Below are 25,414 nucleotides of genomic sequence, written 5' to 3'. Positions count from 1 at the left end.
GGAAAAATCAGAGTAATTAAAAATTTAGATAGAGGTTGGCCAGTGATAGATGGCGATGGTTACCGATTAAATGTTGGTATTGTAATCTGTAACAACCATGGTCAGGTCTTCTGGGCTAAACGATACGGGCAACATTCATGGCAATTTCCTCAAGGGGGAATAGATGAAGGTGAGACTCCGGAACAGGCAATGTACCGCGAGTTGTATGAAGAGGTTGGCCTTACTAAAAAGGATGTAAAGATCGTCGCGACAAGTCGTCATTGGTTACGCTATAAGCTACCCAAACGACTGGTTCGGTGGGATTCTAAACCTGTCTGTATTGGACAAAAACAGAAGTGGTTTCTTTTGCGCTTAGATTGCGATGAATCGCATATCAATATGCAGCGTGGAAGTACACCTGAGTTTGATGGTTGGCGTTGGGTGAGTTACTGGTACCCAGTTCGACAAGTTGTTTCTTTCAAGCGAGATGTTTACCGTCGAGCGATGAAAGAGTTCGCATCTTTAGCAATGCCGTTTAAAGAGCGAAAAATAAAAGGAAAGCGCAAATTGCGTAGAGGTTAAGCATGCTCAGTCAACTAAGGGAAATAGTTGAACACGTATCAAGAGTTGAAGATGTGTCGACGGCTCTTGATATTTTGGTGAAAGAGACATGCAGTGCGATGCAGACGGAATGTTGCACCGTGTATTTGGCAAATAATGATATGCAGCGCCTTGAGTTGATGGCAACTCAAGGCCTGATCTTCAAAGGCAATAGCATTCACATTGGTTTTGACGAAGGTCTGGTTGGCCTTGTTAAAAGAAGTGCTGAACCTATCAACCTTGCACAAGCATCTGCTCACCCTGCTTATAAGTTTTTTCCAGAGCTTGGAGAAAACGTCTATCACTCTTTTCTCGGTACTCCGATTATCCACCGCAAGCAAGTACTCGGTGTATTGGTCATTCAACAGAAGACTCCGCGTTTATTCAGTGAGATGGAAGAATCTTTCCTTGTCACGCTCTCAGCACAACTTGCCGTTATTGTGGCGCACGCCCAAACTCAAGGCCATTGGCTGTTAGAGCAACAGAAGCTACCTGCGACTAAAGGTATTGCAGCTTCATCGGGCGTGGCGATTGGTGATTTATGGTGGGACAACACCCAGCCTGAACTTACCGATGTTTATCCTGCTTCGACGCTCAATGTAGAGAGAGAGCATGAGTTGTTGGCGGTAGCGGTTGAAAATGCCCTCAATGACTTTAAGCGCATGCGAAAGCGCTTAGATAGCGAAATCAATAAAGACGCATTAGCGATCTTTGACCTGTTTACTCACTTACTCAACGATCCTATGTTGCGTAAGGATCTAAAGAGTCAAATTCAGAAAGGCGATAAAGCCGATTGGGCATTAAGACAAGTGGTTGAGAGCTATTCGAACCGCTTTGCTCGTATGTCTGATGTGTACCTTCGTGAGAGAGCACAAGACATCCGAGAGCTCGGACAAAGGTTGCTCTATTTCCTCCACAACTCTGAACATGAACTCCGCACATTAGATAAGCCGATTATTCTAGTGGTTCGTGAGTTAACCGCTTCGGTATTAGCGTCTATTCCAAAAGAAAAGCTATTAGCTGTTATTTCCTTGGAAGGGGCGGCGAACTCGCATGCAGCGATTTTGTCTCGAGCGCTTGGCATACCTTCAGTCATGGGGGTAAATCTCAATCTAGCTCAAGCTAATGGCAAGCGAGCGATTGTGGATGGGTATAGCGGTGAGATCTTTATTGAGCCGACTAAAAACCTGCTTAAAGAGTATCGAGGGCTGATTCTAGAAGAGAGTGAGCTCTCCTCTATGGTCAATCGCGAGCTGTACCTACCGGCAAAAACGCAAGACGACAAGCAAGTAGAGATTCTACTTAATGCGGGTTTGAGTGCAGACACTAACATCGCCATCAACCAAGGTGTTGATGGAGTAGGGCTGTATCGAACTGAAATCTCTTTCTTGTTACAGCAAAGATTCCCGTCAGAGGATGAACAATTCAAGCAGTATCGTTCTGTGCTGGCAAGTTACCCTGAGAAACAAGTGGTGATGCGTACACTCGATATCGGTGGTGATAAGGCCTTACCTTATTTTCCTATCGAAGAGGACAATCCATTCCTTGGTTGGCGTGGTATTCGTTTTACGCTCGATCATCCGGATATCTTCATTATTCAACTGCGTGCCATGCTACGTGCGAGTTGTGAAAGCCATAACTTGAGCATTTTGCTGCCAATGATCTCTGGTGCTCAGGAATTGGATGACGCGCTACAACTGATTGAACAAGCGTATGACGAAGTGCATGAGCTTGATAACCGAGTGCGTATGCCTCGCGTTGGTATCATGATTGAAGTGCCATCCATGCTGTACATACTGCCGCTGATTGCGGATAAGGTCGACTTCGTTTCAGTCGGTACCAACGACTTAACCCAATATTTATTAGCGGTTGATCGGAACAATTCACGAGTATCCGATGTCTATGAATCAATGCACCCTGCGGTGATCATGGCATTAAAACAAATTCATGATACTTGTAAGCAATATCAATTACCTGTGTGTATTTGTGGCGAGTTAGCCGGTGACCCGATGGGCGCGCTGCTATTGATTGGATTGGGGTATGAGACGCTAAGTATGAATACCTCGAATGTCGCAAGAACCAAATATTTGATTCGTCAATCGAACTTGGCTGAATTACAGGATTTGGCAAATAAGGCACTTTCAAAACCGTATGGTAGTGACATCTATAGTATGATGCTGAACTATTTCGAAGAGCGTGAATTTACAGGCTTCATTCGAGCAGGTAAAAAATAGGATTTAACGTGTCATATGAACTAATAGGCTTGTTAGCAAGCCTTGGTGCTATTGTTGGTGTTTTAGCAGGCTTGCTAGGCATTGGTGGTGGTTTGCTGGTGGTTCCTGCCTTACTGTTTTTGCTTCCTAAAGCGGGTATCCCCCAAGAGTTTGCGATGCAAATGGCATTGGCTACTTCGCTATCAACCATCATTGTTACGTCGGGATCGTCTGCGATTAACCATTTAAAATTAGGTAACGTAGAGATATTTGTCGTTAAGTGGTTGATGCCGGGTGTCGTTATAGGCGGCTTCCTCGGTTCTTTCGTGGCCGATGTCATTCCAGCTCAATACTTACCAAAAGTCTTTGGTGTGATTGTTTTGGTATTGGCGTTGCAAATGCTGTTGTCGATTCGCTCTAAGAGCCAAAAGTCGATGCCGGGTTCAGCTAAAACCGTATTGTGTGGTGGCGGTATTGGTTTGGTATCAAGCTTGGCGGGCATTGGCGGTGGGTCTTTATCGGTGCCTTTCCTTAACCATCATGGTGTGGAAATGCGCAAAGCTGTGGGCTCATCTTCGGTATGCGGTTGTGTTATCGCGATTTCGGGAATGCTCGGTTTCATTTGGCATGGATCTTCTGTTGATGATCTTCCTGCGTATAGCTTAGGTTACGTTTATCTGCCGGCTTTGATCGCGATATCTTGTACCTCAGTTTTGACCACTCGAGTGGGGGCGAAACTGGCCACTCAATTGCCAACCTCTGTGCTGAAGAAATTCTTTGCGGTATTTTTAATGTTTATAGCAGCCACAATGCTGCTGTAGTGTCTTTTCTGTTAGCCATTGAGCTAACCGTTAATCAATTTAGATAGAGAGCCAAGTATGTCTCAGGGTTTTATCGAATTCCCAAATATCGATCCTGTTCTTATTGAACTAGGACCAATCTCAGTTCGTTGGTACGGCTTAATGTACCTTGTCGGTTTTATGTTTGCTCTTTGGTTAGCAAATCGTCGAGCTGATCAACCGGGTAGCGGTTGGACTCGAGAGCAAGTATCAGACTTACTGTTTGCTGGCTTTCTAGGTGTGGTGCTGGGTGGTCGTATTGGCTACGTACTTTTCTACAACTTTGACCTTTTCCTAGCAGATCCTCTTTATCTATTTAAGGTATGGACTGGTGGTATGTCTTTTCACGGTGGTTTGCTTGGTGTTATTACTGCCATGTTTTGGTATGCCAAAAAGAACGGTCGAACCTTCTTTGGTGTGGCAGACATGATTGCACCATTAGTGCCATTTGGTTTAGGCATGGGACGCTTAGGTAACTTCATGAACAGCGAGCTTTGGGGCCGTGTGACTGATGTGCCATGGGCTATTGTCTTCCCTAACGGTGGCCCACTTCCTCGTCACCCATCTCAACTTTACGAGATGGCGCTTGAAGGTATTGTGCTGTTCTTCATCTTGAACTGGTTTATCAAAAAGCCGCGTCCTCTTGGTTCTGTATCAGGGTTATTCCTAGCTGGATATGGTACATTCCGCTTCTTAGTTGAATACGTACGTGAACCTGATGCTCACCTAGGTTTGTTCGGTGGGTTTATCTCTATGGGACAAATTTTGTCACTGCCAATGGTTATCATCGGTGTGCTGATGATGGTGTGGGCATACAAGCGTGGTCACTACAAAGACGAATTACCACAACAAACGAAGTAAGGAATTGGTGTGAAACAGTATTTAGATCTCTGTCAGCGTATCGTTGATGACGGTACTTGGATTGAAAATGAACGCACGGGCAAGCGCTGCCTAACCGTGATCAATGCTGACCTTGAATATGATGTTGGTAATAACCAATTCCCACTGGTAACAACGCGTAAAAGCTTTTGGAAAGCCGCAGTTGCTGAATTGCTTGGCTATATCCGTGGTTACGACAATGCTGAAGATTTTCGTAAGCTAGGGACTAAAACTTGGGATGCGAATTCGAACCTGAACGAAGCATGGCTGAATAATCCTTACCGCAAGGGTGAAGATGACATGGGCCGTGTTTATGGCGTTCAAGGACGTGCATGGGCAAAACCTGATGGCGGTCATATCGACCAACTTAAGAAGATTGTTGATGATCTTACGAACGGTATTGATGACCGTGGCGAGATCTTAAACTTCTATAACCCAGGTGAGTTCCACATGGGTTGTTTGCGTCCGTGTATGTACAGCCATCACTTCTCTCTACTTGGTGATACTCTGTACCTAAACAGCACTCAGCGCTCTTGCGATGTACCACTAGGCCTGAACTTCAACATGGTTCAAGTGTACGTCTTCCTAGCGATCATGGCGCAAATCACGGGCAAGAAAGCTGGCGTGGCTTACCATAAGCTTGTGAATGCTCATATCTACGAAGATCAACTTGCACCTATGCGTGATATCCAGTTAAAGCGTGAGCCGTTAGCTGGCCCAACATTCCATATCAATCCTGAGATTAAGTCTCTAGAAGATTTGGAAACGTGGGTAACGATGGATGACTTCCGGGTTGAAGGTTACGAATGCCACGAAGCGATTAAGTACCCGTTCTCGGTTTAATCTCACTCGCTTTGTTTGATTGAAAGGCTGCCTCTGTGCAGCCTTTTTTGTATCTAAGTTACAGTGACGAGTAATCGAGATTCGAGATGCGAAGAGCAGAGAAATCATATGCTTTATGTTACTCGTATACTCTCAACGCGCATTGGCTCTTTCTCTTCGATACTCGCTTACACGCATCTCGAATCTTTTTTCGATTCATCATTCCCTAGACTGACGAAGGAAGGAGTAGGGGATCTTTGGGTGTTGTGCGCTGCGTAGATTCCCTATCCCGCTCGTTCCTCGCTTTAGGGAATGACGGATTTTTAGATGCGAGTAAACGGGATTCGAAATGCGAAGAGCGTGTTTAGATTTGAGTCAGTTAGATACGAAATATTAAAACGCAGATAATTAGAGAGAGTCGCTTTTCGTTACTCGTTTACACGAATCCCGTATCTTCTTTTTGTTTCCTGCATCTGTTCCTAAAAAGAAAAAGCCCGCAACCTAGGAGGTTGCGGGCTTTGCTATAAGCGATGTTTGTTTTGCTATTAAGCAGTCAAAGCTAACACGCTACCAGGCAGTACAAGGAATACCGCAACAAGGTAACCAGCGACTACTGATTTGTTCTTCACAGCCATGTCTGAAATCATGTCTGCCGCTTTAACTGGTAGCTCACGTAGGAACGGAATACCGAAGATGAATACCGTTGCCATGATGTTGAACACCAAGTGTACTAGAGCAATTTGTAGTGCGAATACTGCGAACTCACCAGATACTGCTGTAGCTGCAAGTAGAGCCGTAATACATGTACCGATGTTTGCGCCAAGAGTGAATGGGTAAACGTCACGTACTTTAAGAACACCTGAGCCTACTAGTGGAACCATCAAGCTTGTTGTCGTAGAAGAAGACTGAACAAGGATAGTAACGATAGAGCCAGAAGCGATACCGTGGATAGGACCACGACCAATTGCATTCTTTAGAATCTCACGAGCACGGCCAACCATCAGGCTCTTCATTAGCTTACCCATTACCGTGATAGCTACGAAGATAGTCGCAATACCTAGAACGATAAGCATGATGCCACCAACAGTGTCGCCAAATGTTGATAGAGGCTCTTTAATCGCACTAACTACTGGCTTAGTGATTGGCTTGATGAAGTTAAGACCACCCATGCTCATATCACCTGTTGCTAGCATTGGTGATACCAACCAGTGAGAAATCTTTTCTAGAATACCAAACGCCATCTCTAGTGGTAGGAAGATAGCAACGGCTAATAGGTTAAAGAAGTCGTGGATTGTCGCACTTGCGAATGCACGTTTGAACTCTTCTTTACAACGAACGTGACCAAGGCTAACTAGCGTATTGGTTACCGTAGTACCAATGTTAGCACCCATGATCATAGGAATTGCTAGCTCAACAGGTAAACCACCTGCCACAAGGCCAACGATAATTGAAGTAACTGTACTTGATGATTGAATAAGCGCTGTTGCTACTAAACCAATCATTAAGCCTGCAACTGGGTGTGAAGCAAATTCGAAAAGAACTTTTGCTTGCTCGCCTGTTGCCCATTTGAAGCCTGTACCAACCATTGAAACTGAAAGTAATAGTAGGTAAAGCATGAATGCCAAGTTAGCCCAGCGTAGCCAACGAGTAGTGCTCGAGATAGGCGCTGCTGCAGTAGTAGCTTGGTTCATAATGTTTTCTCCATTGGACCGTTTAAGTCTGTGTTTGGTCTGTTTGTTTAATCTGAGCGTGATGTTAGAGAACAAATATTTCAGTAATATTACATTTTGGTTTAGGTTGGAGTTTTTTGTGATGATTTGCTGTTTAAATATTTTGACAGTAAATGTTGTTAATTTAACCTTTTGTTTTGATTGGTGTTTTTGTTGATTTTGACTTGGTGATATAGATCTTAAAAGTTAGAAAAAAATTGAAAATAATCGCTGAAATATTACATTATGAAATTAGACACTTCGAAAAAATAAGCGATAAAGTCATTTTTGGTTAGGTTTTTCCGAGTTTATTGAGTGGCGGTGTCATATTTGATATAAAAGGGTATCTACTCTTTTATTACGGCACATCTATGTCGCATCTCAACTACAACCATCTGTATTACTTCTGGATGGTTTGCAAGCAAGGCTCTGTTACTAAAGCTGCAGAAGCCCTATTCCTAACACCACAAACGGTAACGGGGCAGATAAAAGCCTTAGAAGAGCGCATGGATGGCAAGTTGACCAAGCGTAATGGCCGCAGTGTTGAGCCTACAGAACTTGGGCAGCTGGTCTTCAAATATGCCGATCGTATGTTTGGCCTGAGTTACGAGATGCTGGATATCGTGAATTACAGCCAGCACTCCAATATTCTGTTTGATGTTGGCGTCGCGGATGCGCTCTCTAAAAGACTCGTCAGTAAGATACTGATGTCGACCATTCCCCCAGATAACAGCATTCATTTACGCTGTTTTGAATCGACCCATGAAATGCTACTTGAGCAACTCTCTCAACATAAGCTCGATATGATTTTGTCTGACTGTCCGGTGGACTCTAGTCAAAGCCCGGGCCTGTTCAGTAAAAAGCTGGGTGAGAGTGGAATGAGCTTTTTCAGTTCAGGTCAGGTTGAAGGTGTTAATTTCCCTGCTGTATTGGAGCAAAGAAAGCTTTTGATCCCTGGCAGCCGAACCTCAATGGGGCGTAAAGTGCTGCAATGGTTTGATAGACAAGGACTTAAGCCTGATATTTTAGGTGAGTTTGATGATGCCGCATTGATGAAGGCTTTTGCTCGCTATCATCATGACGCAATATTTTTAGCACCGACGCTTTATATGTCTGAAGTGGAAGACGACACATCACTGCAACTATTAGGTGGTATTGAAGAGTTAAAAGAGGAGTACTACGTCATATTTGCTGAGAGGATGATCCAACATCCAGCAGTAAAAAACGTATGTGACGCAGATTTTAGCAAATTGTTCGAATGAGTTAGTTTGTTAATGAATTGATATCGATTATCATAGCTTCACCATATGCCGGAAATACTGATAGCCCGTAGTTGGCGTAAAGGTTGTAGGGATTCAAACTATGAACTTAAAAGAGATGGAGAAGAACTCAGCACAAGCTGTGATTCTACTTAAAGCCATGGCTAACGAGCGTCGCTTACAGATTCTGTGCCTATTACATGGTACTGAACTGTCGGTTGGGGAGCTGTGTGGCAAGTTGGAACTGAGTCAGTCTGCTTTATCTCAACATCTTGCTTGGTTGAGAAGAGATGGTTTGGTCGAAACTCGCAAAGAAGCTCAAACTGTGTATTACACATTGAGTAGTGAAGAAGTAAAAGCGATGATTAACCTACTGCATGGTATTTACTGCAAGTAGCTTATTGCTGGTGGGAGGGGGATTTCTTATCAGCGATAGAATGACACAAGGAAGTGTTAGTATTTCACATTGAACGTTAATGTTTATCTACCTATCTACCTATCTACCTATCTACCTATCTACGTACTAATTTGCTTCTCTATTTATTTTCCTGATTGTTTGTTTTATCTATCGGCTTAACAGTCTATCGGTAAGCAAAACGGCTGTTAGCACGTAAAATAAAAGCGTTACTCAAAATTTAGATATAAAAAAACCGGCCTAGGCCGGTTTTTTTCGTTTTGCGTTGTAATCAAATTTCTATTAAAGAGCTTTGATTGCAGCAGCGAAACGAGACTTATGACGTGCAGCTTTATTCTTATGAATAAGGCCTTTAGTCGCCATACGGTCAAGAAGTGGTGTAACTTCTACAAGAGCAGCAGTTGCAGCTTCTTTATCACCAGCTGCGATAGCTGCGATAGTCTTTTTCATGTAAGTGCGCATCATAGAACGACGGCTAGCATTGTGCTGGCGACGTTTCTCAGCTTGGATAGCGCGCTTCTTAGCAGATTTACTGTTTGCCAAGGGTCTAACTCCCAAAAACTTAGTTCGGTGACAATTTAAGGGCGAGGACTATCCCTCATTAGCGCTTAATTGTCAAATGATTTGTGCAAAAACCAATCGTAGCCAAACAAACTTTGGTATGGAAAGGTCATCGCGGTTAAGATGGCGGGGATTCTAACAGCATTTTTAGACCAATGCTAATAAATATGCTTCTTAGGATAGGATAGTATTTATCCTCGCTTGAAAGTAATCAACCAGTGTCAGAGGTTTCTGTGAGTAAACGACTATTAAAGTCAGGCCTGATTGTCAGTGCAATGACTTTTGTTTCCCGTGTATTGGGGCTAGTACGTGATGTAGTAGTAGCAAATTTGATGGGGGCTGGAGCGAGTGCCGACGTATTCTTCTTCGCTAATAAAATTCCTAATTTCTTACGTCGACTTTTTGCAGAAGGTGCGTTTTCTCAAGCGTTTGTTCCTGTATTAACGGAATATCACGCCGCAGGTGATAAAGATAAGACTCGAGATTTAATTGCTAAGGTGTCGGGCACGCTCGGGGTGTTAGTCTCTATCGTTACCGTTATCGGGGTGTTAGGCTCAGGTGTAATCACTGCGATGTTTGGTGCCGGTTGGTTTATCGATTGGTTAAATGACGGTCCAGCTGCGCCAAAATTTGAGCTAGCGAGTTTTATGCTCAAGATTACCTTTCCTTATTTGTGGTTTATCACCTTTGTTGCGTTATCTGGTGCCATTCTTAATACATTAGGTAAGTTTGCGGTCTCTTCTTTTACTCCAGTGTTCTTGAACGTGATGATCATAGGCGCTGCATGGTTTATCTCACCTAATTTAGAACAACCAGAAATTGGTTTGGCTATTGGTGTGTTTCTTGGTGGCTTAGTCCAATTCCTTTTCCAAATGCCTTTCTTGATCAAAGCGGGTGTGTTGGTTAAGCCGAAGTGGGGATGGAGAGACCCGGGTGTGGTTAAGATCCGCACATTAATGATCCCTGCTCTGTTCGGTGTATCGGTCAGCCAAATCAACTTATTGTTTGATACCTTTATTGCCAGCTTCCTCGCAACAGGCTCTATCAGTTGGTTGTACTACTCAGACCGACTGCTTGAATTTCCTCTCGGTTTATTCGGTATCGCGATTGCGACTGTGATTCTTCCTGCTTTGTCTCGTAAACACGTAGATGCTCAAGGGGAAGGGTTCGCGCATACCATGGATTGGGGCGTGCGCATGGTGTTGCTGCTTGGTATTCCTGCGATGTTAGGTCTTATCGTTTTAGCTAAACCCATGTTGATGGTGCTATTTATGCGTGGTGAGTTCTCTCCACACGATGTACAGCAAGCATCGATGTCATTGGTAGCTTACGCATCAGGCTTGCTTAATTTCATGCTGATTAAAGTTTTAGCTCCGGGCTATTACTCTCGCCAAGATACCAAAACACCGGTTAAGTACGGCATTATCGCTATGGTGACCAATATGGTGTTTAACGCGATCTTTGCTTATTTCTATGGTTATGTGGGTTTGGCGATTGCGACGGCACTGTCTGCCTTTGTGAATATGGCATTGTTATATCGTGGATTACACCTTGCGGGTGTGTATCAACTAACTAAGACAACCTTGTTGTTTAGTGCCAAATTGATTATCTCAGGTGTGGTGATGGTAGCGGCTATTTTATGGCAGCTGGATAATATGCAACATTGGCTTGAATGGAGCTTCAGCCAGAGAGCGCTGACATTAACAGGCTTGATTGGACTTGGTGGCTTTGTTTATATTGTTTCGGTACTGATTTTAGGTATCCGAGTAAAACATTTAAAAGCAGCGACAGATTAATACTGATTAGTATATAATCCGTCGGTTTCACACAATAAATGATGCAAATAACAGGTTTTAGCTGATCATAATGGAACTGATCCGAGGTATACACAATATTAAAGCGCAGCATCATGGCTGTGTATTAACCATAGGTAACTTCGATGGTGTTCATTTAGGACATCAAGAGGTTCTGAGTCAGGTTTCTAAACAAGCTGCAGCATTAGGACTACCTTCTGTTGTTATGACGTTTGAGCCGCAGCCTATGGAGCTGTTTGCCCGAGATAAAGCGCCAGCACGTTTAACTCGCTTACGAGATAAATACGTGCAACTGAGCAAGCTAGATATCAGTCGCTTATTGTGCGTTAATTTTAATCAGTATTTTGCAAGTTTATCCGCGGAAGCATTCATTAAGGATCTTTTGGTTGATAAGCTTGGTGTGAAGTTCTTGGTAGTTGGTGACGATTTTTGCTTTGGTAAAGGTCGCACTGGCAATTTCGCTATGCTCAAAGAGGCGGGCGAGAAGTACGGTTTTGAGGTGGTAAGCACCCAAAGCTATTGCTTAAACCAATTACGAGTAAGCAGTACTGAGATACGAAATGCATTAGCGGTCGATGACTTGGCTGCAAGTGCTACCATGTTAGGACGTGATTACAGTATTAGTGGTCGAGTGTCCCATGGTCGAAAACTAGGGAGAACTATCGGTTTCCCTACCGCTAATATTCCATTAAAGCGTTGTGTTTCTCCTGTATCGGGAGTGTATGTTGTTGAAGCTTTGGATATCGACGGTGTTCCTGTCGGTGGCGTTGCTAATATTGGACAACGACCAACAGTTAATGGGGTAAGGCAGCAATTAGAAGTGCATTTTTTTGACTTTAAAGCCAATTTATATGGTAAACAGTTAGAAGTACGACTTTTGCACAAACTGCGCGACGAGATAAAATTTGAATCGTTCGACGCACTAAAGAATCAAATAGAATTGGATGCTGAAGCCGCAAGGGTGTGGCTGCTTCAGCTAAAGAATTAATCGGATGATTCCACCGATTAACATAATGTCTAACTTCGCCCAATATAACGGAATTAAGAATCGATGAGTGATTATAAAGATACCCTGAACTTACCAGAAACAGGGTTCCCAATGCGCGGCAATCTGGCAAATCGTGAGCCAGAAATGCTGAAGCGTTGGTACAAAGAAGATCTTTACGGCGAAATCCGTAAGGCAAAGAAAGGTAAAAAATCTTTCGTACTGCATGATGGCCCTCCATACGCGAACGGCGACATTCACATTGGCCACGCGCTGAATAAGATTCTTAAAGACATTATTATCAAATCTAAGACCCTTTCTGGTTTTGATGCACCGTACATCCCTGGTTGGGACTGTCACGGTCTTCCAATCGAGCTAATGGTTGAGAAGAAGAAAGGTAAGCCTGGTCAGAAGATTTCGGCTGCTGAATTCCGCGAAGAGTGTCGTAAGTACGCTGCGGGTCAAGTTGAAGGTCAGAAAGAGAGCTTCAAACGTCTTGGCATTATGGGCGAGTGGGACAAACCTTACCGCACTATGGATTTCGGCACTGAAGCGAACATCATTCGTTCTCTTGGCAAAATCGCAGATAAAGGTCACCTTCTTAAAGGTTTCAAGCCAGTTCACTGGTGTACTGACTGTGGTTCTGCTCTGGCTGAAGCTGAAGTTGAATACAAAGATAAAGTTTCTCCATCTATCGATGTGAAATTTACAGCAGCTGACGAAGCGGCGCTTCTAGAGAAATTCACTCTAGCTGAAGGTCATGCGGGTCAAGGCGAAATTTCTATCGTTATCTGGACGACAACACCATGGACTCTGCCAGCTAACCGCGCAGTATGTCTACGTGATGATCTTGAATACGTGCTTATCCAAGTTGAAGCGAATGGCGACCAGCCTGCTCAACGTATCGTTGTTGCTTCTGAACTAGCAAAAGACGTAATGGATCGTGCAGGTATCGAGCACTTCCACAACCTTGGTTTTGCTACAGGTGCTGATCTTGAGCTTTCTCAGTTCAACCACCCGTTCTACGACTTTACTGTTCCTGCTGTTCTTGGTGACCACGTTACAACGGATTCAGGTACTGGTGTGGTTCACACTGCGCCTGGCCACGGTCAAGAGGATTTCGTGGTTGGTAAAAAGTACAACCTAGAAATAGCTAACCCAGTTGGTTCAAACGGCGTTTACCTGCCAGATACTGAGCTATTTGCCGGTCAGCACGTATTCAAAGCGAACGACTCTGTTTTAGAAGTTCTAAAAGAGAAAGGTGCACTTCTACATCACCACGCTTACGAGCACAGCTACCCACACTGTTGGAGACACAAAACTCCAATCATCTTCCGCGCAACACCACAATGGTTCATCTCTATGGATCAAGCTGGCCTACGTGCTAAAGCACTAGAGTCAATCAAGAGTGTTGAGTGGTTGCCTGAATGGGGTCAAAGCCGTATTGAAGGCATGGTTGAAGGTCGCCCTGAGTGGTGTATTTCTCGTCAACGTACTTGGGGTGTGCCAATTGCTCTGTTCGTTCATAAAGAAACAGCAGAACTTCACCCAGAAAGCCCTGCACTTATTGAAAAAGTAGCGAAGCTAGTTGAAGAGAAAGGCATTCAAGCTTGGTGGGATGTAGACGCTGCTGAACTTATGGGCGCAGAAGACGCTGATAAGTACGAAAAAGTAATGGATACGCTAGACGTATGGTTCGACTCAGGTGTTACGCACTTCTCTGTTGTTGATTCTCGTGAAGAGTACAACTTCCCGAACGAAGAGCGTACTCACAGTGCTGATCTTTACCTTGAAGGTTCAGACCAACACCGTGGCTGGTTCCAGTCTTCTCTAATTTCATCTATCGCGATGAAAGACGAAGCACCGTACAAGCAAGTACTAACACACGGTTTCGTGGTTGATGGTAACGGCCGTAAGATGTCTAAATCTATCGGTAACGTTGTTGCTCCTAAAGACGTAACTAACAAGCTAGGTGCAGATATTCTGCGTCTATGGGTTGCTTCTACAGACTACACGGGTGAAGTTGCGGTTTCTGATGAAATCCTGAAGCGTTCAGCGGATGCTTACCGTCGTATTCGTAACACAGCGCGTTTCTTCCTAGCGAACTTGAACGGTTTCAACCCTGAAACTGACCTAGTTCCTGCTGAAGAGATGGTTGCACTTGATCGCTGGGCTGTTGGCCGTGCTCAAGCTGCACAAGAAGAGATTGTTAAAGCATACGGCGAGTACAACACTCACGGTGTGACTCAACGTCTAATGCAGTTCTGTTCTATCGAAATGGGTTCTTTCTACCTAGACGTAATTAAAGACCGTCAGTACACAGCGAAGCAGGGCAGCCATGCTCAACGTAGCTGTCAAACGGCGCTTTACTACATCGTAGAAGCTCTAGTTCGTTGGATGGCACCTATCATGTCGTTCACTGCAGATGAAATCTGGAATGAAATGCCGGGTGAGCGCGACACGTTCGTATTCACAGGTGAGTGGTTCGAAGGTCTATTTGGTCTTGCCGAAGGCGAAGAGCTAAGCAACGAATTCTGGACTGAGATCCAGTCTGTTCGTGGTGCAGTGAACAAGCTTCTTGAAGATGCTCGTAAAGAGAAAACGATCGGTGGTGCACTGCAAGCTGAAGTTACTCTATACGCTGACGATGCACTAGCGGCTAAAATCAATAAGCTAGAAGATGAGCTACGTTTCGTACTTATCACTTCTGCAGCTGTTGTTAAGCCACTGAGCGAGAAGTCTGATGCAGCGCAAGCGACAGACGTTGCTGGTCTATTCGTTGAAGTTGCGGCTACTGAAGCTGAGAAGTGTGACCGTTGCTGGCACCACACTCCAGATGTAGGCACTATCGAAGGTCACGAGAAAGTTTGTGGTCGTTGTGTGTCGAACATCGACGGTGAAGGCGAAGTGCGCAAGTTCGCATAACGACTCAGAGAAAGACTGAACTTTTTGTAAAAATCATAGCCCCAGTATCTACTGGGGTTATTTTTAGTTATAGGAAATGTGTTTAACCAAGTTGGTAATCAAGGTCACTTAAAGTGACTAACAATGAATACCAACTTCGTAAATACTAGGAATAGAAATGAGTGAAGTTTCGTTAAAACAATCTGGTGTACGTTGGTTATGGCTGGCTCTATTGGTCTTCTTGGCTGATATCGGCATTAAACTCTTTGTCATGGACAACATGGGTTATGGTTGGGCAAACCGTATTGAGGTGCTGCCATTCTTTAACTTTCTGTACGTGCATAACTACGGTGCAGCGTTTAGCTTCTTGAGTGATCAAAGTGGTTGGCAGCGTTGGTTATTTACGGGTATCGCATTTGCGGTAACAGTTATGCTGACGTACTGGATGAGCAAACTACCAGCAACAGAGAAGTGGAATAACATTGCTTATGCGATCATCATTGGTGGCGCGGTAGGTAATGTGTTTGACCGAGTCGTACACGGCTTTGTTGTCGATTACTTAGACTTCTACTGGGGCACTTACCACTGGCCTGCATTTAACTTAGCGGATATGGGAATCTGTATCGGTGCTGCGATGATCATCTTAGATGGTTTCCGTAAGAAAGACGAAAGCAAATAGCTTGCCTCAAAGTCAGTCTATGACTCACAGAATAGAATAGCCCTAAGCGCTGTCGGTTGATTCCGACGGCGCTTTTTTTTATGCTTCAGTCAACAAGGAAGCAAAGCACAGCGCATCCTCAAATAATAAAGAAATCTAAGGAAAGTAACGTGGCAGCAATTAAAAATGATTCAGCAGTAACTCTACATTTTACGATTAAAATGAAGGATGGTTCAGTTGCCGATAGTACGGAAAACATGGGCAAACCAGCAAAGTTCGTCATGGGCGATGGCAGCCTAAGTGAGAACTTTGAAGCGTGCTTACTTGGACTTGAAGCCGGTACTGAAAAGTCTATCGAACTGAAAGCGGAAGACGCGTTTGGTATGCCAAACCCTGATCATATTCACTATATGGATCGTGCTAAGTTTGTTGGCGATTCTGAAGTTGAAGTGGGCACTATCATGGCATTCTCTGGTCCTGACGGTATGGAAATTCCAGGTATTATTACTGAGATCGCAGGTGATTCAGTGACGGTTGATTTTAATCACCCACTCGCTGGTCAAGATGTTACCTTTGACGTCAATATCTTAACGGTAGAATAGCTGTCTTCACGCTAGAATAAGATAGCCTTACAGCTGTGATCTCACCCAGAGCTTCACTGTCTAGACGCTTCACTGTAGAATGCGAACCTCGCTGACGGCGAACTCTATAGAAACAACCTTAGTACCGCGGTAAATGATGAGCAATGAAATGAAAATAATGTTAGCTAACCCTCGTGGCTTTTGTGCCGGTGTCGATCGTGCGATCAGCATCGTAGAGCGTGCACTCGAAATGTATCAGCCACCGATCTATGTTCGCCATGAAGTGGTACACAACCGCTTTGTTGTTGAGAGGCTAAAGCAGCGTGGTGCTATTTTTGTCGAAGAGCTAAGTGAAGTGCCAGACGACAACATCGTAATTTTCTCTGCTCACGGTGTATCTCAAGCCGTTCGTAAAGAAGCAAAAGAGCGCGAACTGACTGTATTTGATGCAACGTGTCCTTTGGTGACTAAAGTTCATATGGAGGTTGCTCGTGCGAGCCGCAAACATATGGAAGTGGTACTGATTGGTCACGCGGGTCACCCTGAAGTGGAAGGCACTATGGGTCAGTACGCTAGCCAAACTGGTGGTATGTACTTGGTTGAGAAGCCAGAGGATGTACAGAACCTAGTGGTGAATGATCCAAGTAACCTGCATTACGTTAGCCAAACCACGTTGTCAGTTGATGAAACCGCAGATGTGATTGAAGAGTTACGTCGCGTGTTCCCTGAGATCCAAGGCCCACGTAAAGACGATATCTGCTACGCGACTCAAAATCGTCAGGACGCAATTCGTGAGATGGCCGGTGATGTTGATGTCGTGATTGTTGTCGGCTCTAAGAACTCATCGAATTCAACACGTTTGAAAGAGCTGGCTGAGAAGCTAGGCACGCCAGGTTACCTAACCGATTGTCCTGAAGACATTCAAACAGAATGGGTTGAAGGCAAGAAGAAAATTGGTGTGACAGCGGGTGCTTCAGCGCCTGAAGAGCTAGTAAATCAAATCTTAGATCGTATTCGTGAGTTGGGCGCAACTGAAGTCGAAGAGATTCAAGGCCGTGAAGAGAACATGTTCTTCGAAGTACCAAAAGAGCTGCAGATTAAGCAAGTCGACTAATCTCTATTGATTGGTGACACCATCGATTTGTGATACTAGCGATTCTTAAACACTATCGATTTGTAAACAGTAAAAAGCCAACGTTGATACGTTGGCTTTTTTGAACGCGCTATATCTTGGCCTTAAATGTGTTTACTGAAGACCGAGTTGCTCTTTCAATGTCTTGAGATAACGACGACTGACAGGCACTTCAAAGCCAGTCAGTGTAATGATCTCGGCTAATCCATTTTCTAACAGTTTGATCTCTTGGATCGATTTTATGTTGATCAAATATTGGCGATGACAGCGGATCAAATCGGTCTTTTCTTCTAGGATCTTCAGGGTTAACTGTGAAGTGGCGGTTTGTGATGAGCTACGAACATGCACACCGCTGATATCTGAATAAGCGCACTCGACCGTTTGGCTTGCCATGATCACAATGCGGTTATGACCAATACATGGTATTTGTTCTAAGTGACAGGGAGCAATCGCAGAGATGTTTTGTTCTGGCGCTTTTTGGTTCTGCTTGATGACTTTATTCAGACGACAAACACTCTTGTTTAATCGACAAGGTTCAACCGGTTTGAGTAGGTAATCAAAGGCATTGTCTTCAAAAGCTTGAATCGCATATTGGTCGTAGGCGGTGACGAACACTACGTAAGGCATGGTGTCTGGGTCAAGCATGCTTAACAGTTCAATCCCGGTAACCTGCGGCATCTGGATATCCAAATACACTACATCCGGCTTGAGTAGGTTGATCTGTTTCAGTCCTTCGATCGCGTTACTCGCTTGGCCAATGATTTCTACTTCACCGGTTTCAGTCAGTAGCTCAATCAGCTCTTCGCGAGCAAAAAGCTCATCATCGACAACTAATGCCTTTAACATCCTACAATCTTCATCTTGGTTCTATCCCTGCTTGATTCACGCTTATCTTTTAAATATCTGCTTCTAAATGTTTCAACTCGGAGCGATTCATCTCCGAAAATACCATTATTTGAGTATAGGTATGATAAAGCTCATTCGAGTAAATTGCTGTGGTTGAGATTCTATTTTTAGTGCTGAATCTTGTCCAAAGAAATTAGTGAGTCGTTTATCAACAATTTCCATGCCTAATCCAACGTGATCTTGAGATGGCTTCTGATAATTACCAGCATTGTCTTCCACGACCAGCTTGAATCCACCCTCGAAAGCCTCGCTATAGATCTTCACTTTGCCGCCTTCTAACATGTTTGAAATACCATGCTTGATGGCGTTTTCAACCAGTGGCTGCAAGGTAAAGCTCGGCAGTTGCGACTCATACAGCTGTGGGGCGATATCCCATTCCACTTCTAATCGGTCAGTAAAACGCGCCTTCTCAATAGTTAGGTACGCATTGACGTGTGCCAGCTCGTCTTTGAGTTTCACAGTATTGATGTTCTGTTTCAGGTTACTTCTAAAGAAGTGAGACAGATGCTGAATAAGCTCTCGTGCTTTATCAGGGTCACGACGTGTTACGGCACTGATGGTGTTGAGTGCATTAAACAAGAAGTGAGGGTTAACTTGAGCGTGCAGCAGTTTGATTTCTGCTTGAGTCAGTAGCGTTTGCTGTTGCTGATAGTTACTGAATAGGATCTGACTCGACAATAGCTGAGCGATGCCTTCACCCATCGACATGTTGATGGTCGAGAACAGCTTTAGCTTTGGCTCATACAGTTTGATGGTACCGACCACTTCATTACCCGCGCGCAGTGGAATAATCAGCGCAGAGCCCAATTTGCAATCTTGCGATAGAGAACATTGGTACGGGTTCTCTTTGCCATCGAGGTAGATGATGTCGTTCTGTTCCATCGAGGTAAGCGTGCTTTGCGATGAAATCGGAGTGTTAGGTATGTGGTGTTCATCGCCAATGCCAACGAACGCGAGGATTTTTTCTCGGTCGGTAATCGCCACTGCACCAACATTAGTCTCTTCGTAAACGATACGTACGATTTTTTGTGCGTTATCGGAATTAAACCCACCATGCAGAATACCTACCGAACGTTCGGCGATGGTTAATGCGCGGCGAGAGAAGGTTGCAGAATATTTTTCGAAGATGGTTTTACGGTCTTGGATGATGCTCATGAACAGTGCTGCACCCACAGAGTTTGCGATGATCATTGGCGCGGCAATATCAGAAACCAGAGCGTAGGACTGCTCAAACGGTTTAGCGACTGCGAGCAGAATCAGCATCTGAATGATCTCTGCAAACAGCGTCACAGAGAACACCACCAGCGGATTAAACAGCTGACTGGCTTTGTTCTTTCTGACTAGGTAAACGTGCAGCAAGCCTCCAATCAAGCCTTCTGCTGTGGTGGAAATCGCGCAAGCTAGATCGGTGAATCCACCCAAAGAGTAACGATGGATACCGCCAGTAAAACCGACCGCAAAGCCGACAACCGGACCACCAAACAGGCCACCCATGACCGCTCCCATCGCTCGGGTGTTGGCAATGGCATCATTGATCTGTAATCCAAAATAGGTGCCCATAATACAGAACAAGGAAAACAGAACGTAGCAGCTGATTTTATGACTTAAGCGTGAAGAGATGCTCAACAAAGGGAGAATCAATGGGGTTTTACTTAGCATGTAAGCAATCACTAAGTAGACACAGGTTTGTTGCAGCAGAGAGAGAATGAGTTCCATATTTTCACCTATTGAGACGCTTGTTAAGTGTAAAGCTCATTGCTTGGTAACGGTAGCTTTGCTTGTCTTTTCATGGCTTATATTGAATGACTTTGGTTTCCCAAGGTCGAGAAACTAATATTTAGAAATAACAAAGCCCATCACAGTGGACGGGCTTTAGTCTTAATTTCCACTAATCACTGGGTGATTACGGGAGCAAGCGAAGTTGTGCTTGGCAGTTCTTTTGTCTCTTTCTATGAAGATTGGTCTCTTTTTCCAAAGAGCCTAAAAGAACTAGGCTGTTTTAGTCACTGGTTTTGGCTCTTGATCTTGCTCGTCGTCAGCCAGGTCGATATCGCCTTTGCCTTTTGAAATCTTGATAACGTAAGCAGTAATCAGTAGAGATGAAACCACACCTACGATTGTTGAGATTTGCATAGGTAGACCAAAACCTAGTTGGCTGTTGTTCAGAATGAATGTGATACACACAGACGTCATGAAGATAGCTGGAACCGTTGTTACCCAGTGCAGTTTGTTGTGGCGAAGTAGGTAAGCTGAAGCCGTCCACAGCATCATTACTGCTGTTGATTGGTTAGCAAAGCCGAAGTAGCGCCAGATGATACCAAAATCTACTTGAGTCAGGATGCCACCAAGAACGAATAGCGGTAAAGCCATCAGTAGGCGGTTACGCAGTGTTTTCTGTTCCATGTTGAAGTATTCAGCAAGGATAAGACGGCTCGAACGGAACGCTGTGTCACCAGAAGTGATAGGTAGGATAACCACGCCAAGGAAAGCAAGGATACCGCCAAATACACCTAGTAGGCCAAATGAAGCGCTGTATACCACGTTACCTGGGCCACCGTTTGCAATTGCGTCTGATAGAGACTCAACTGAACCGAAGAATGAAAGAGCAAGTGCACACCAGATTAGAGCGATGATGCCTTCACCAATCATTGCACCATAGAATACGAAGCGACCGTTCTTCTCGTTTTCCATACAACGCGCCATCAGTGGTGACTGAGTTGCGTGGAAGCCAGAGATTGCACCACAAGCGATAGTGATGAATAGAGCAGGCCAAAGTGGTAGGTCATTCGGGTTCATGTTGGTGAACATGTCTTTCATCTCGAAGCCTCCCATGATTTGGTGCTCGTCAGATAGACCAATCGCAGTGATTAGGCCAACAGACATGAAGATAAGTAGTGCACCGAACAGTGGGTAGAAACGACCAATGATTTTATCGACAGGGACAATCGTTGCGATGATGTAGTAAGCAAAGATGATAACAACCATGGTTGTTGCAGACATCGCGAAATCAGTTTGGTCGTTCACTAGGTTAGTGATCATGCCTGCAGGAGCAGAAACAAATACCACACCAACAAGAAGCAGTAGAACAATGGCAAAGATGTTCATAAAGTGTTTTGCGCCATTGCCTAGGTAACGTCCAGTGATGGTTGGAACCGAAGCACCACCATTACGGATAGATAACATACCTGAGAAGTAGTCGTGTACTGCACCTGCGAAGATACAACCTAGCACGATCCAAAGCATCGCTGCTGGGCCGTAAAGGGCACCCATGATAGGTCCGAAGATTGGACCTACACCTGCAATGTTAAGCAGTTGAACTAGGTAAACCTTTGGTGTCGACATTGGAACGTAGTCCACGCCATCTTGCTTAGTGTGAGCGGGTGTTTGACGCTTTTCATTGATACCGAAAATCTTCTCGATAAAGGCACCGTAAATAAAGTAGCCACCAATGAGTGCTGCAACACAGGTAAGAAACCACATCATAATTTGTTATCCCTGAATGTATTAATTAAGTCAGGGTGTATATTAAAGAAGAGTATGAGAAGAAACTTCCTCTATGAGAGTGAGTGGTCGAATAGTCAATTAAGTGGTGTTATAACTGATTGAGTGGTTTGCTACGTTTGTAGAGCGGTTGGTTATTCGTGTTGAGAAGTGTCTTGCTTCTGATAAGTGGTGACTTATCTGCTTTAAGTGGTAACCAATAGATATCAGTGGCAGATAACAGACATAAGTGGACATCAGCCAGTGTTCAGCGGAGAATCACCACAAAGGCAACGCTTCGTCAGGAAATGGCTAGGTAAATATAAAGGACTGAAATGAAAAAAATAATCGCACTATTCGCCGTGGCATTTAGCCTTGCAGGATGCAGCGCCAATGTTCAAGATTTAGCAGCTGAAGGCAATTGGCAAGAGATTGGCTATCGTGATGGTATTAAAGGTCACACTCAGCGTTCGTATTCAGAGATGACTGAGCTTGGCGCAGTCGATCAAGCGAGTTACACAGAAGGTTATCACCTAGGTGTGACTGAATATTGTAATCCGAACCATGCTTATCAGATTGGTTTGTCTGGTCAGGTGTATGAAGGCGTGTGTTCTGGTACGGAAGACGCTCAACGTTTCCGTATGGAATGGCAACGCGGCTGGGACGAGTTCTCAAACGACTATTAAGTCCAAGCTAGCCATAAAAAATTAAAACTAAAAAAAGACCAGTACCGCGTGTGTGCTGGTCTTTTTGTATGTCGTTGAAGTAGCTGTCTAAATGAGAAGCTACAAGCCAAATTAAGATTACTGATTATTCTCGACTGCTTTTCTCAAGAAGCCATTTTGCTTATCAAGTTGTGCCTTGGCTAACTCTAAATCTAGCCCTGTTAGAATCATCAAAATAGATAACTTCACATCGTAATCAGTCGTTTTAAGTGTCGAAACTGCCAGAGCTTTGTCGCACTCCGTTGCTTGGATAACGATACGAGCAGCGCGGGCAACCAACTTTTCATTGGTCGCTTTTACGTCGACCATCAGATTTTGGTAGCTCTTACCGATACGAATCATGCTGGCTGTGGTCAGCATATTAAGCACCAACTTTTGCGCCGTACCTGATTTGAGTCGTGTTGAACCTGTTAATGCTTCTGGGCCAACCACCGGGCTAATTGGGATTTGAGCGATTTCAGCAATTGGAGAATCAGGGTTACAAGACAATGCAACCGTTACTGCGCCAAGCTGATTGGCATAGTTGAGTGCACCAATCACGTAAGGCGTACGACCACTCGCAGCAATGCCCACCACGACATCATTTTCTGAAAAATGAATCGCTTTCAGATCTTCAATACCGAGAGTCAGCGAGTCTTCTGCACCTTCTTTGGCTTTTAAAATCGCCTCTGGTCCGCCAGCAATTAGGCCGATAACCATCTTGTCTGAGACGCCGAAAGTCGGTGGGCATTCTGATGCGTCTAACACACCTAATCGACCACTGGTGCCTGCGCCCATATAAATCAGTCGACCACCGTTTTGAAAGGCATGAGCAATTTTATCGACCGCTTTCGCGATCTGTGGCAGTTCCGCTTCAATCGCCAGTGGGACTTGTTTGTCTTGTTGGTTAATCTTTTCAACCACTTCGAGAGAGGTGAGCAGATCAATATCCATAGTATCAGGGTTTCTCCCCTCCGAAACGAGGTGCGAGAGCGCTGATATGAGAGCGTCGTTACTCATAATGATCCTTAAATGGTGATTCTAAAATGATGGTTCTAAAGTTGTTCAGTCAGCACGATAGAGAACGCCTAGAGAGGCCGCTCTGCTTGCGCCAGTCACTTCTGGTAAATTGCTTGGCAGTTGATGAATATGACGTTGAGCAAGCCACGCAAAAGCCATCGCTTCCATGTAATCGGCATCCACGCCTTTACTGGTGGTTGAATCAACATCCCAACTTGGAAGCAGTACAGATAGTCTCTTCATCAACAATGGATTTTGTGTACCACCGCCACACACATACAGTGCAGGCTGGTTACCCAAGCGATAAGTCTCCACTTCATTGGCTATCGTCAATGCGGTGTATTCACAAAGCGTGCGCTGAACATCTTCTACTGCAAGATCTTTAAATTCTGTTAATTGTTGCTCTAGCCAAGGTAGGTTGAATAGTTCTCTACCGGTACTTTTCGGTGGCATTTGAGATAGATAAGATTCATTTAACAACTGTTCGAGTAAAGCTTGATTGAGTTGACCTTTAAGCGCAAATTGCGCATCACGGTCAAACTTCTCACCCGTGTGTTTATCAACCCAAGCGTCCATCAACATATTGCCCGGACCTGTATCATAACCAAGCGTTGGCTGATTAGGGCGCAGCACTGAAATATTCGAGATACCACCAATATTCAACACTACAACTGAGCTGTCTTGCGGGTGAAAAATCGTATGGTGAAAAGCGGGTACGAGTGGCGCACCTTGTCCGCCTAATGCCATGTCTTTACGTCTGAAATCGGCAACCGTTTGAATCTGTGTTTTAGCGGCAATGATGTTGGCATCACCCAACTGCATGGTAAATGGAGATTCGCCGCTTGGCTGGTGGAATACCGTTTGACCATGATTACCAATCGCAGTCACAGAAGATGCAGGTGTACCTGACTTTTCGAGAAGTTGCAGAACCGCATCAGCAAACAGATGGCCAAGCTGGTGGTCGAGTTCTCCAATGGCAATCAAATCGGTTTTCTGACCAATACAAACTTCAAGCAGACCTGCTTTGAGGTCATCGGGCATTGGAAACTCATCATGAGCAAGCAATGTGATGCGCGTATCTTCAATCGACACTAAGGCTGTATCAACGCCGTCCATGCTCGTCCCTGACATCACACCGATATATAACTCTGATTTCATTATTCACTTCCTAAATTAAGCAGCTGGAGCTTTTGGCTAGCGATGACATCTGCGCCATCCAGAGCATTACCTTGAATGTTTAAGGTACGAACTTGGAGTTCTTTGGAAAGCCTAGGGCGATAGAACTGTCCTAAACTGCCTAAGAACATAATCGGTAATGAGTTATAGTCTGAGCATGTTCGTGTGAGCTTTTCTATTTCTTCAATACCTTGTTTTAATATGGTACTTGCCGTTGAGCAGTGCTGTTTCATATCAACGAGCTCTCGTGCAAATTTGGCGTAATCGGTCGCGTTAGCTTCGCCAATCCACTGTAGAATTTGGCTGCGTTCGTTGCCTGTCTTTCGCATTACAAGCTGACTCGTTAAAGAAGTACGCTTGTTATCTAATTCAACGAGAGTTTGTTGAACAGCTTGAAACCCAAGCCAAGCGCCACCACCTTGGTCACCAATTGGGAAACCCCAGCCACCAACTTGTTGAGTCTTTTGTTGTACGTCCAATTGAATCGCAACAGATCCCGTCCCAATCGCAATACAGTTAACCCCTTGTCCTGAATTAGCACCAAATACTGACGCTTCTGCATCAGTCGTTACATACAGGTGCGGGCAATGGGTTAACGCCGATTGCAATTTGGCTTTTAAATCTAAGTTTCCTACGCCAGCAACGCCAACCACAATATAGCACTGTTGTGATTTTATCTGATTCACACTCAACATTTCATCAATATAATGAGTCAGTTGAGTGATCGCAGCTTCACCATATAAGGTCAATGACGTGGCAGGTAAAATACACTCTTCGA

At 44.5% G+C, this 25,414-nt stretch carries 22 protein-coding genes; 14 read left to right on the top strand and 8 right to left on the bottom strand.

What is annotated here, in order from left to right; translation table 11 throughout:
- Nucleotides 1–42: 42 nt before the first annotated feature.
- From rppH to A142_RS20300, 5 genes are read left to right on the top strand one after another with little or no spacing between them, the layout of a single operon-like run.
- Entirely contained in the window at nucleotides 43–561 is a 519-nt protein-coding gene (gene rppH, locus A142_RS20320) for an RNA pyrophosphohydrolase (protein WP_017059335.1), read from the top strand.
- 2 nt (nucleotides 562–563) lie between these two features.
- On the top strand, nucleotides 564–2,813 hold the full coding sequence (gene ptsP / locus A142_RS20315; RefSeq protein WP_019820560.1) for a phosphoenolpyruvate--protein phosphotransferase: 2,250 nt from the start codon (nucleotides 564–566) through the stop codon (nucleotides 2,811–2,813).
- 8 nt (nucleotides 2,814–2,821) lie between these two features.
- A complete protein-coding gene (locus A142_RS20310; protein ID WP_019820559.1) occupies nucleotides 2,822–3,613 on the top strand; it encodes a sulfite exporter TauE/SafE family protein in 792 nt (263 codons plus the stop codon).
- A gap of 57 nt (nucleotides 3,614–3,670) precedes the next feature.
- On the top strand, nucleotides 3,671–4,492 hold the full coding sequence (lgt, locus tag A142_RS20305) for a prolipoprotein diacylglyceryl transferase (RefSeq protein WP_017059338.1): 822 nt from the start codon (nucleotides 3,671–3,673) through the stop codon (nucleotides 4,490–4,492).
- A gap of 9 nt (nucleotides 4,493–4,501) precedes the next feature.
- Complete coding sequence (locus A142_RS20300) at nucleotides 4,502–5,353, top strand: thymidylate synthase (protein ID WP_019820557.1); 852 nt, start codon at nucleotides 4,502–4,504, stop codon at nucleotides 5,351–5,353.
- Nucleotides 5,354–5,877: 524 nt separating this feature from the next.
- Here the strand turns inward: A142_RS20300 and A142_RS20295 are convergent.
- Entirely contained in the window at nucleotides 5,878–7,023 is a 1,146-nt protein-coding gene (locus A142_RS20295; RefSeq protein WP_029405308.1) for a Na/Pi symporter, read from the bottom strand.
- A 389-nt stretch (nucleotides 7,024–7,412) separates the two neighbouring features.
- Here A142_RS20295 and nhaR point away from each other — a divergent pair, with 389 nt between their 5' ends.
- Together nhaR and A142_RS20285 are read left to right on the top strand one after the other, a co-directional pair.
- Entirely contained in the window at nucleotides 7,413–8,303 is an 891-nt protein-coding gene (gene nhaR, locus A142_RS20290) for a transcriptional activator NhaR (protein WP_017062869.1), read from the top strand.
- Between the two features lie 100 nt (nucleotides 8,304–8,403).
- Nucleotides 8,404–8,697 carry an ArsR/SmtB family transcription factor gene (locus A142_RS20285; RefSeq protein WP_004735028.1) on the top strand — a complete coding sequence of 98 codons (294 nt, stop codon included), beginning with the start codon at nucleotides 8,404–8,406 and terminating at the stop codon, nucleotides 8,695–8,697.
- A gap of 300 nt (nucleotides 8,698–8,997) precedes the next feature.
- Here A142_RS20285 and rpsT read toward each other — a convergent pair whose 3' ends face one another.
- Nucleotides 8,998–9,258, bottom strand: a complete 261-nt coding sequence (gene rpsT, locus A142_RS20280; protein WP_004739529.1) for a 30S ribosomal protein S20 — start codon at nucleotides 9,256–9,258, stop codon at nucleotides 8,998–9,000.
- Between the two features lie 251 nt (nucleotides 9,259–9,509).
- Here rpsT and murJ point away from each other — a divergent pair, with 251 nt between their 5' ends.
- From murJ to ispH, 6 genes are all read left to right on the top strand, one after another.
- Entirely contained in the window at nucleotides 9,510–11,072 is a 1,563-nt protein-coding gene (murJ, locus tag A142_RS20275; RefSeq protein ID WP_032545310.1) for a murein biosynthesis integral membrane protein MurJ, read from the top strand.
- Nucleotides 11,073–11,142: 70 nt separating this feature from the next.
- Nucleotides 11,143–12,078, top strand: a complete 936-nt coding sequence (gene ribF, locus A142_RS20270; protein WP_017088634.1) for a bifunctional riboflavin kinase/FAD synthetase — start codon at nucleotides 11,143–11,145, stop codon at nucleotides 12,076–12,078.
- A gap of 63 nt (nucleotides 12,079–12,141) precedes the next feature.
- Complete coding sequence (ileS, locus tag A142_RS20265; RefSeq protein WP_019820547.1) at nucleotides 12,142–15,000, top strand: isoleucine--tRNA ligase; 2,859 nt, start codon at nucleotides 12,142–12,144, stop codon at nucleotides 14,998–15,000.
- 157 nt (nucleotides 15,001–15,157) lie between these two features.
- Nucleotides 15,158–15,658 carry a signal peptidase II gene (gene lspA, locus A142_RS20260; RefSeq protein ID WP_019820546.1) on the top strand — a complete coding sequence of 167 codons (501 nt, stop codon included), beginning with the start codon at nucleotides 15,158–15,160 and terminating at the stop codon, nucleotides 15,656–15,658.
- Nucleotides 15,659–15,807: 149 nt separating this feature from the next.
- Nucleotides 15,808–16,239, top strand: a complete 432-nt coding sequence (fkpB, locus tag A142_RS20255) for an FKBP-type peptidyl-prolyl cis-trans isomerase (RefSeq protein WP_017062866.1) — start codon at nucleotides 15,808–15,810, stop codon at nucleotides 16,237–16,239.
- A 136-nt stretch (nucleotides 16,240–16,375) separates the two neighbouring features.
- A complete protein-coding gene (ispH, locus tag A142_RS20250) occupies nucleotides 16,376–17,332 on the top strand; it encodes a 4-hydroxy-3-methylbut-2-enyl diphosphate reductase (RefSeq protein WP_029405307.1) in 957 nt (318 codons plus the stop codon).
- A gap of 132 nt (nucleotides 17,333–17,464) precedes the next feature.
- Here ispH and btsR read toward each other — a convergent pair whose 3' ends face one another.
- From btsR to A142_RS20235, 3 genes are all read right to left on the bottom strand, one after another.
- Entirely contained in the window at nucleotides 17,465–18,196 is a 732-nt protein-coding gene (btsR, locus tag A142_RS20245) for a two-component system response regulator BtsR (protein WP_017106772.1), read from the bottom strand.
- 105 nt (nucleotides 18,197–18,301) lie between these two features.
- Nucleotides 18,302–19,972, bottom strand: coding sequence for a sensor histidine kinase (locus tag A142_RS20240; RefSeq protein ID WP_019820542.1), 1,671 nt, complete (start codon nucleotides 19,970–19,972; stop codon nucleotides 18,302–18,304).
- Between the two features lie 273 nt (nucleotides 19,973–20,245).
- Nucleotides 20,246–21,739, bottom strand: a complete 1,494-nt coding sequence (locus tag A142_RS20235) for a carbon starvation CstA family protein (protein ID WP_019820541.1) — start codon at nucleotides 21,737–21,739, stop codon at nucleotides 20,246–20,248.
- Nucleotides 21,740–22,071: 332 nt separating this feature from the next.
- On the opposite strand from A142_RS20235, the gene A142_RS20230 reads away from it, so the two are divergent.
- Nucleotides 22,072–22,422 (top strand): DUF2799 domain-containing protein, encoded by a 351-nt coding sequence (locus tag A142_RS20230; RefSeq protein WP_017098352.1) that lies wholly within the window; start codon nucleotides 22,072–22,074, stop codon nucleotides 22,420–22,422.
- Nucleotides 22,423–22,539: 117 nt separating this feature from the next.
- Here A142_RS20230 and murQ read toward each other — a convergent pair whose 3' ends face one another.
- The 3 genes from murQ to A142_RS20215 all read right to left on the bottom strand — a co-directional run.
- The gene (murQ, locus tag A142_RS20225) at nucleotides 22,540–23,460 is read right to left on the bottom strand and encodes an N-acetylmuramic acid 6-phosphate etherase (protein WP_019820537.1); all 921 of its coding nucleotides are present in this window, start codon (nucleotides 23,458–23,460) and stop codon (nucleotides 22,540–22,542) included.
- Nucleotides 23,461–23,505: 45 nt separating this feature from the next.
- Complete coding sequence (locus tag A142_RS20220) at nucleotides 23,506–24,621, bottom strand: anhydro-N-acetylmuramic acid kinase (RefSeq protein WP_139137197.1); 1,116 nt, start codon at nucleotides 24,619–24,621, stop codon at nucleotides 23,506–23,508.
- On the bottom strand, nucleotides 24,618–25,414 hold a 797-nt coding region (locus A142_RS20215), incomplete at its 5' end, for a BadF/BadG/BcrA/BcrD ATPase family protein (protein WP_019820534.1). The genes A142_RS20215 and A142_RS20220, both read right to left, overlap by 4 nt.

Origin of the sequence: Vibrio splendidus 12E03 (genome assembly GCF_000272105.2) — a bacterium.
In the GTDB taxonomy this organism is placed as follows: Bacteria; Pseudomonadota; Gammaproteobacteria; order Enterobacterales; family Vibrionaceae; genus Vibrio; species Vibrio splendidus_I.
This window is presented reverse-complemented; position numbering and strand designations above follow the sequence as displayed.

Bases quoted from the DNA above. Each gene is read 5' to 3' on its own strand.
- ptsP (WP_019820560.1), top strand. From the start codon at position 564: ATGCTCAGTCAACTAAGGGAAATAGTTGAACACGTATCAAGAGTTGAA.
- lgt (WP_017059338.1), top strand. From the start codon at position 3,671: ATGTCTCAGGGTTTTATCGAATTCCCAAATATCGATCCTGTTCTTATT.
- A142_RS20295 (WP_029405308.1), bottom strand. From the start codon at position 7,023: ATGAACCAAGCTACTACTGCAGCAGCGCCTATCTCGAGCACTACTCGT.
- nhaR (WP_017062869.1), top strand. From the start codon at position 7,413: ATGTCGCATCTCAACTACAACCATCTGTATTACTTCTGGATGGTTTGC.
- A142_RS20285 (WP_004735028.1), top strand. From the start codon at position 8,404: ATGAACTTAAAAGAGATGGAGAAGAACTCAGCACAAGCTGTGATTCTA.
- ribF (WP_017088634.1), top strand. From the start codon at position 11,143: ATGGAACTGATCCGAGGTATACACAATATTAAAGCGCAGCATCATGGC.
- ileS (WP_019820547.1), top strand. From the start codon at position 12,142: ATGAGTGATTATAAAGATACCCTGAACTTACCAGAAACAGGGTTCCCA.
- lspA (WP_019820546.1), top strand. From the start codon at position 15,158: ATGAGTGAAGTTTCGTTAAAACAATCTGGTGTACGTTGGTTATGGCTG.
- ispH (WP_029405307.1), top strand. From the start codon at position 16,376: ATGAGCAATGAAATGAAAATAATGTTAGCTAACCCTCGTGGCTTTTGT.
- btsR (WP_017106772.1), bottom strand. From the start codon at position 18,196: ATGTTAAAGGCATTAGTTGTCGATGATGAGCTTTTTGCTCGCGAAGAG.
- A142_RS20240 (WP_019820542.1), bottom strand. From the start codon at position 19,972: ATGGAACTCATTCTCTCTCTGCTGCAACAAACCTGTGTCTACTTAGTG.
- A142_RS20235 (WP_019820541.1), bottom strand. From the start codon at position 21,739: ATGATGTGGTTTCTTACCTGTGTTGCAGCACTCATTGGTGGCTACTTT.
- A142_RS20230 (WP_017098352.1), top strand. From the start codon at position 22,072: ATGAAAAAAATAATCGCACTATTCGCCGTGGCATTTAGCCTTGCAGGA.
- murQ (WP_019820537.1), bottom strand. From the start codon at position 23,460: ATGAGTAACGACGCTCTCATATCAGCGCTCTCGCACCTCGTTTCGGAG.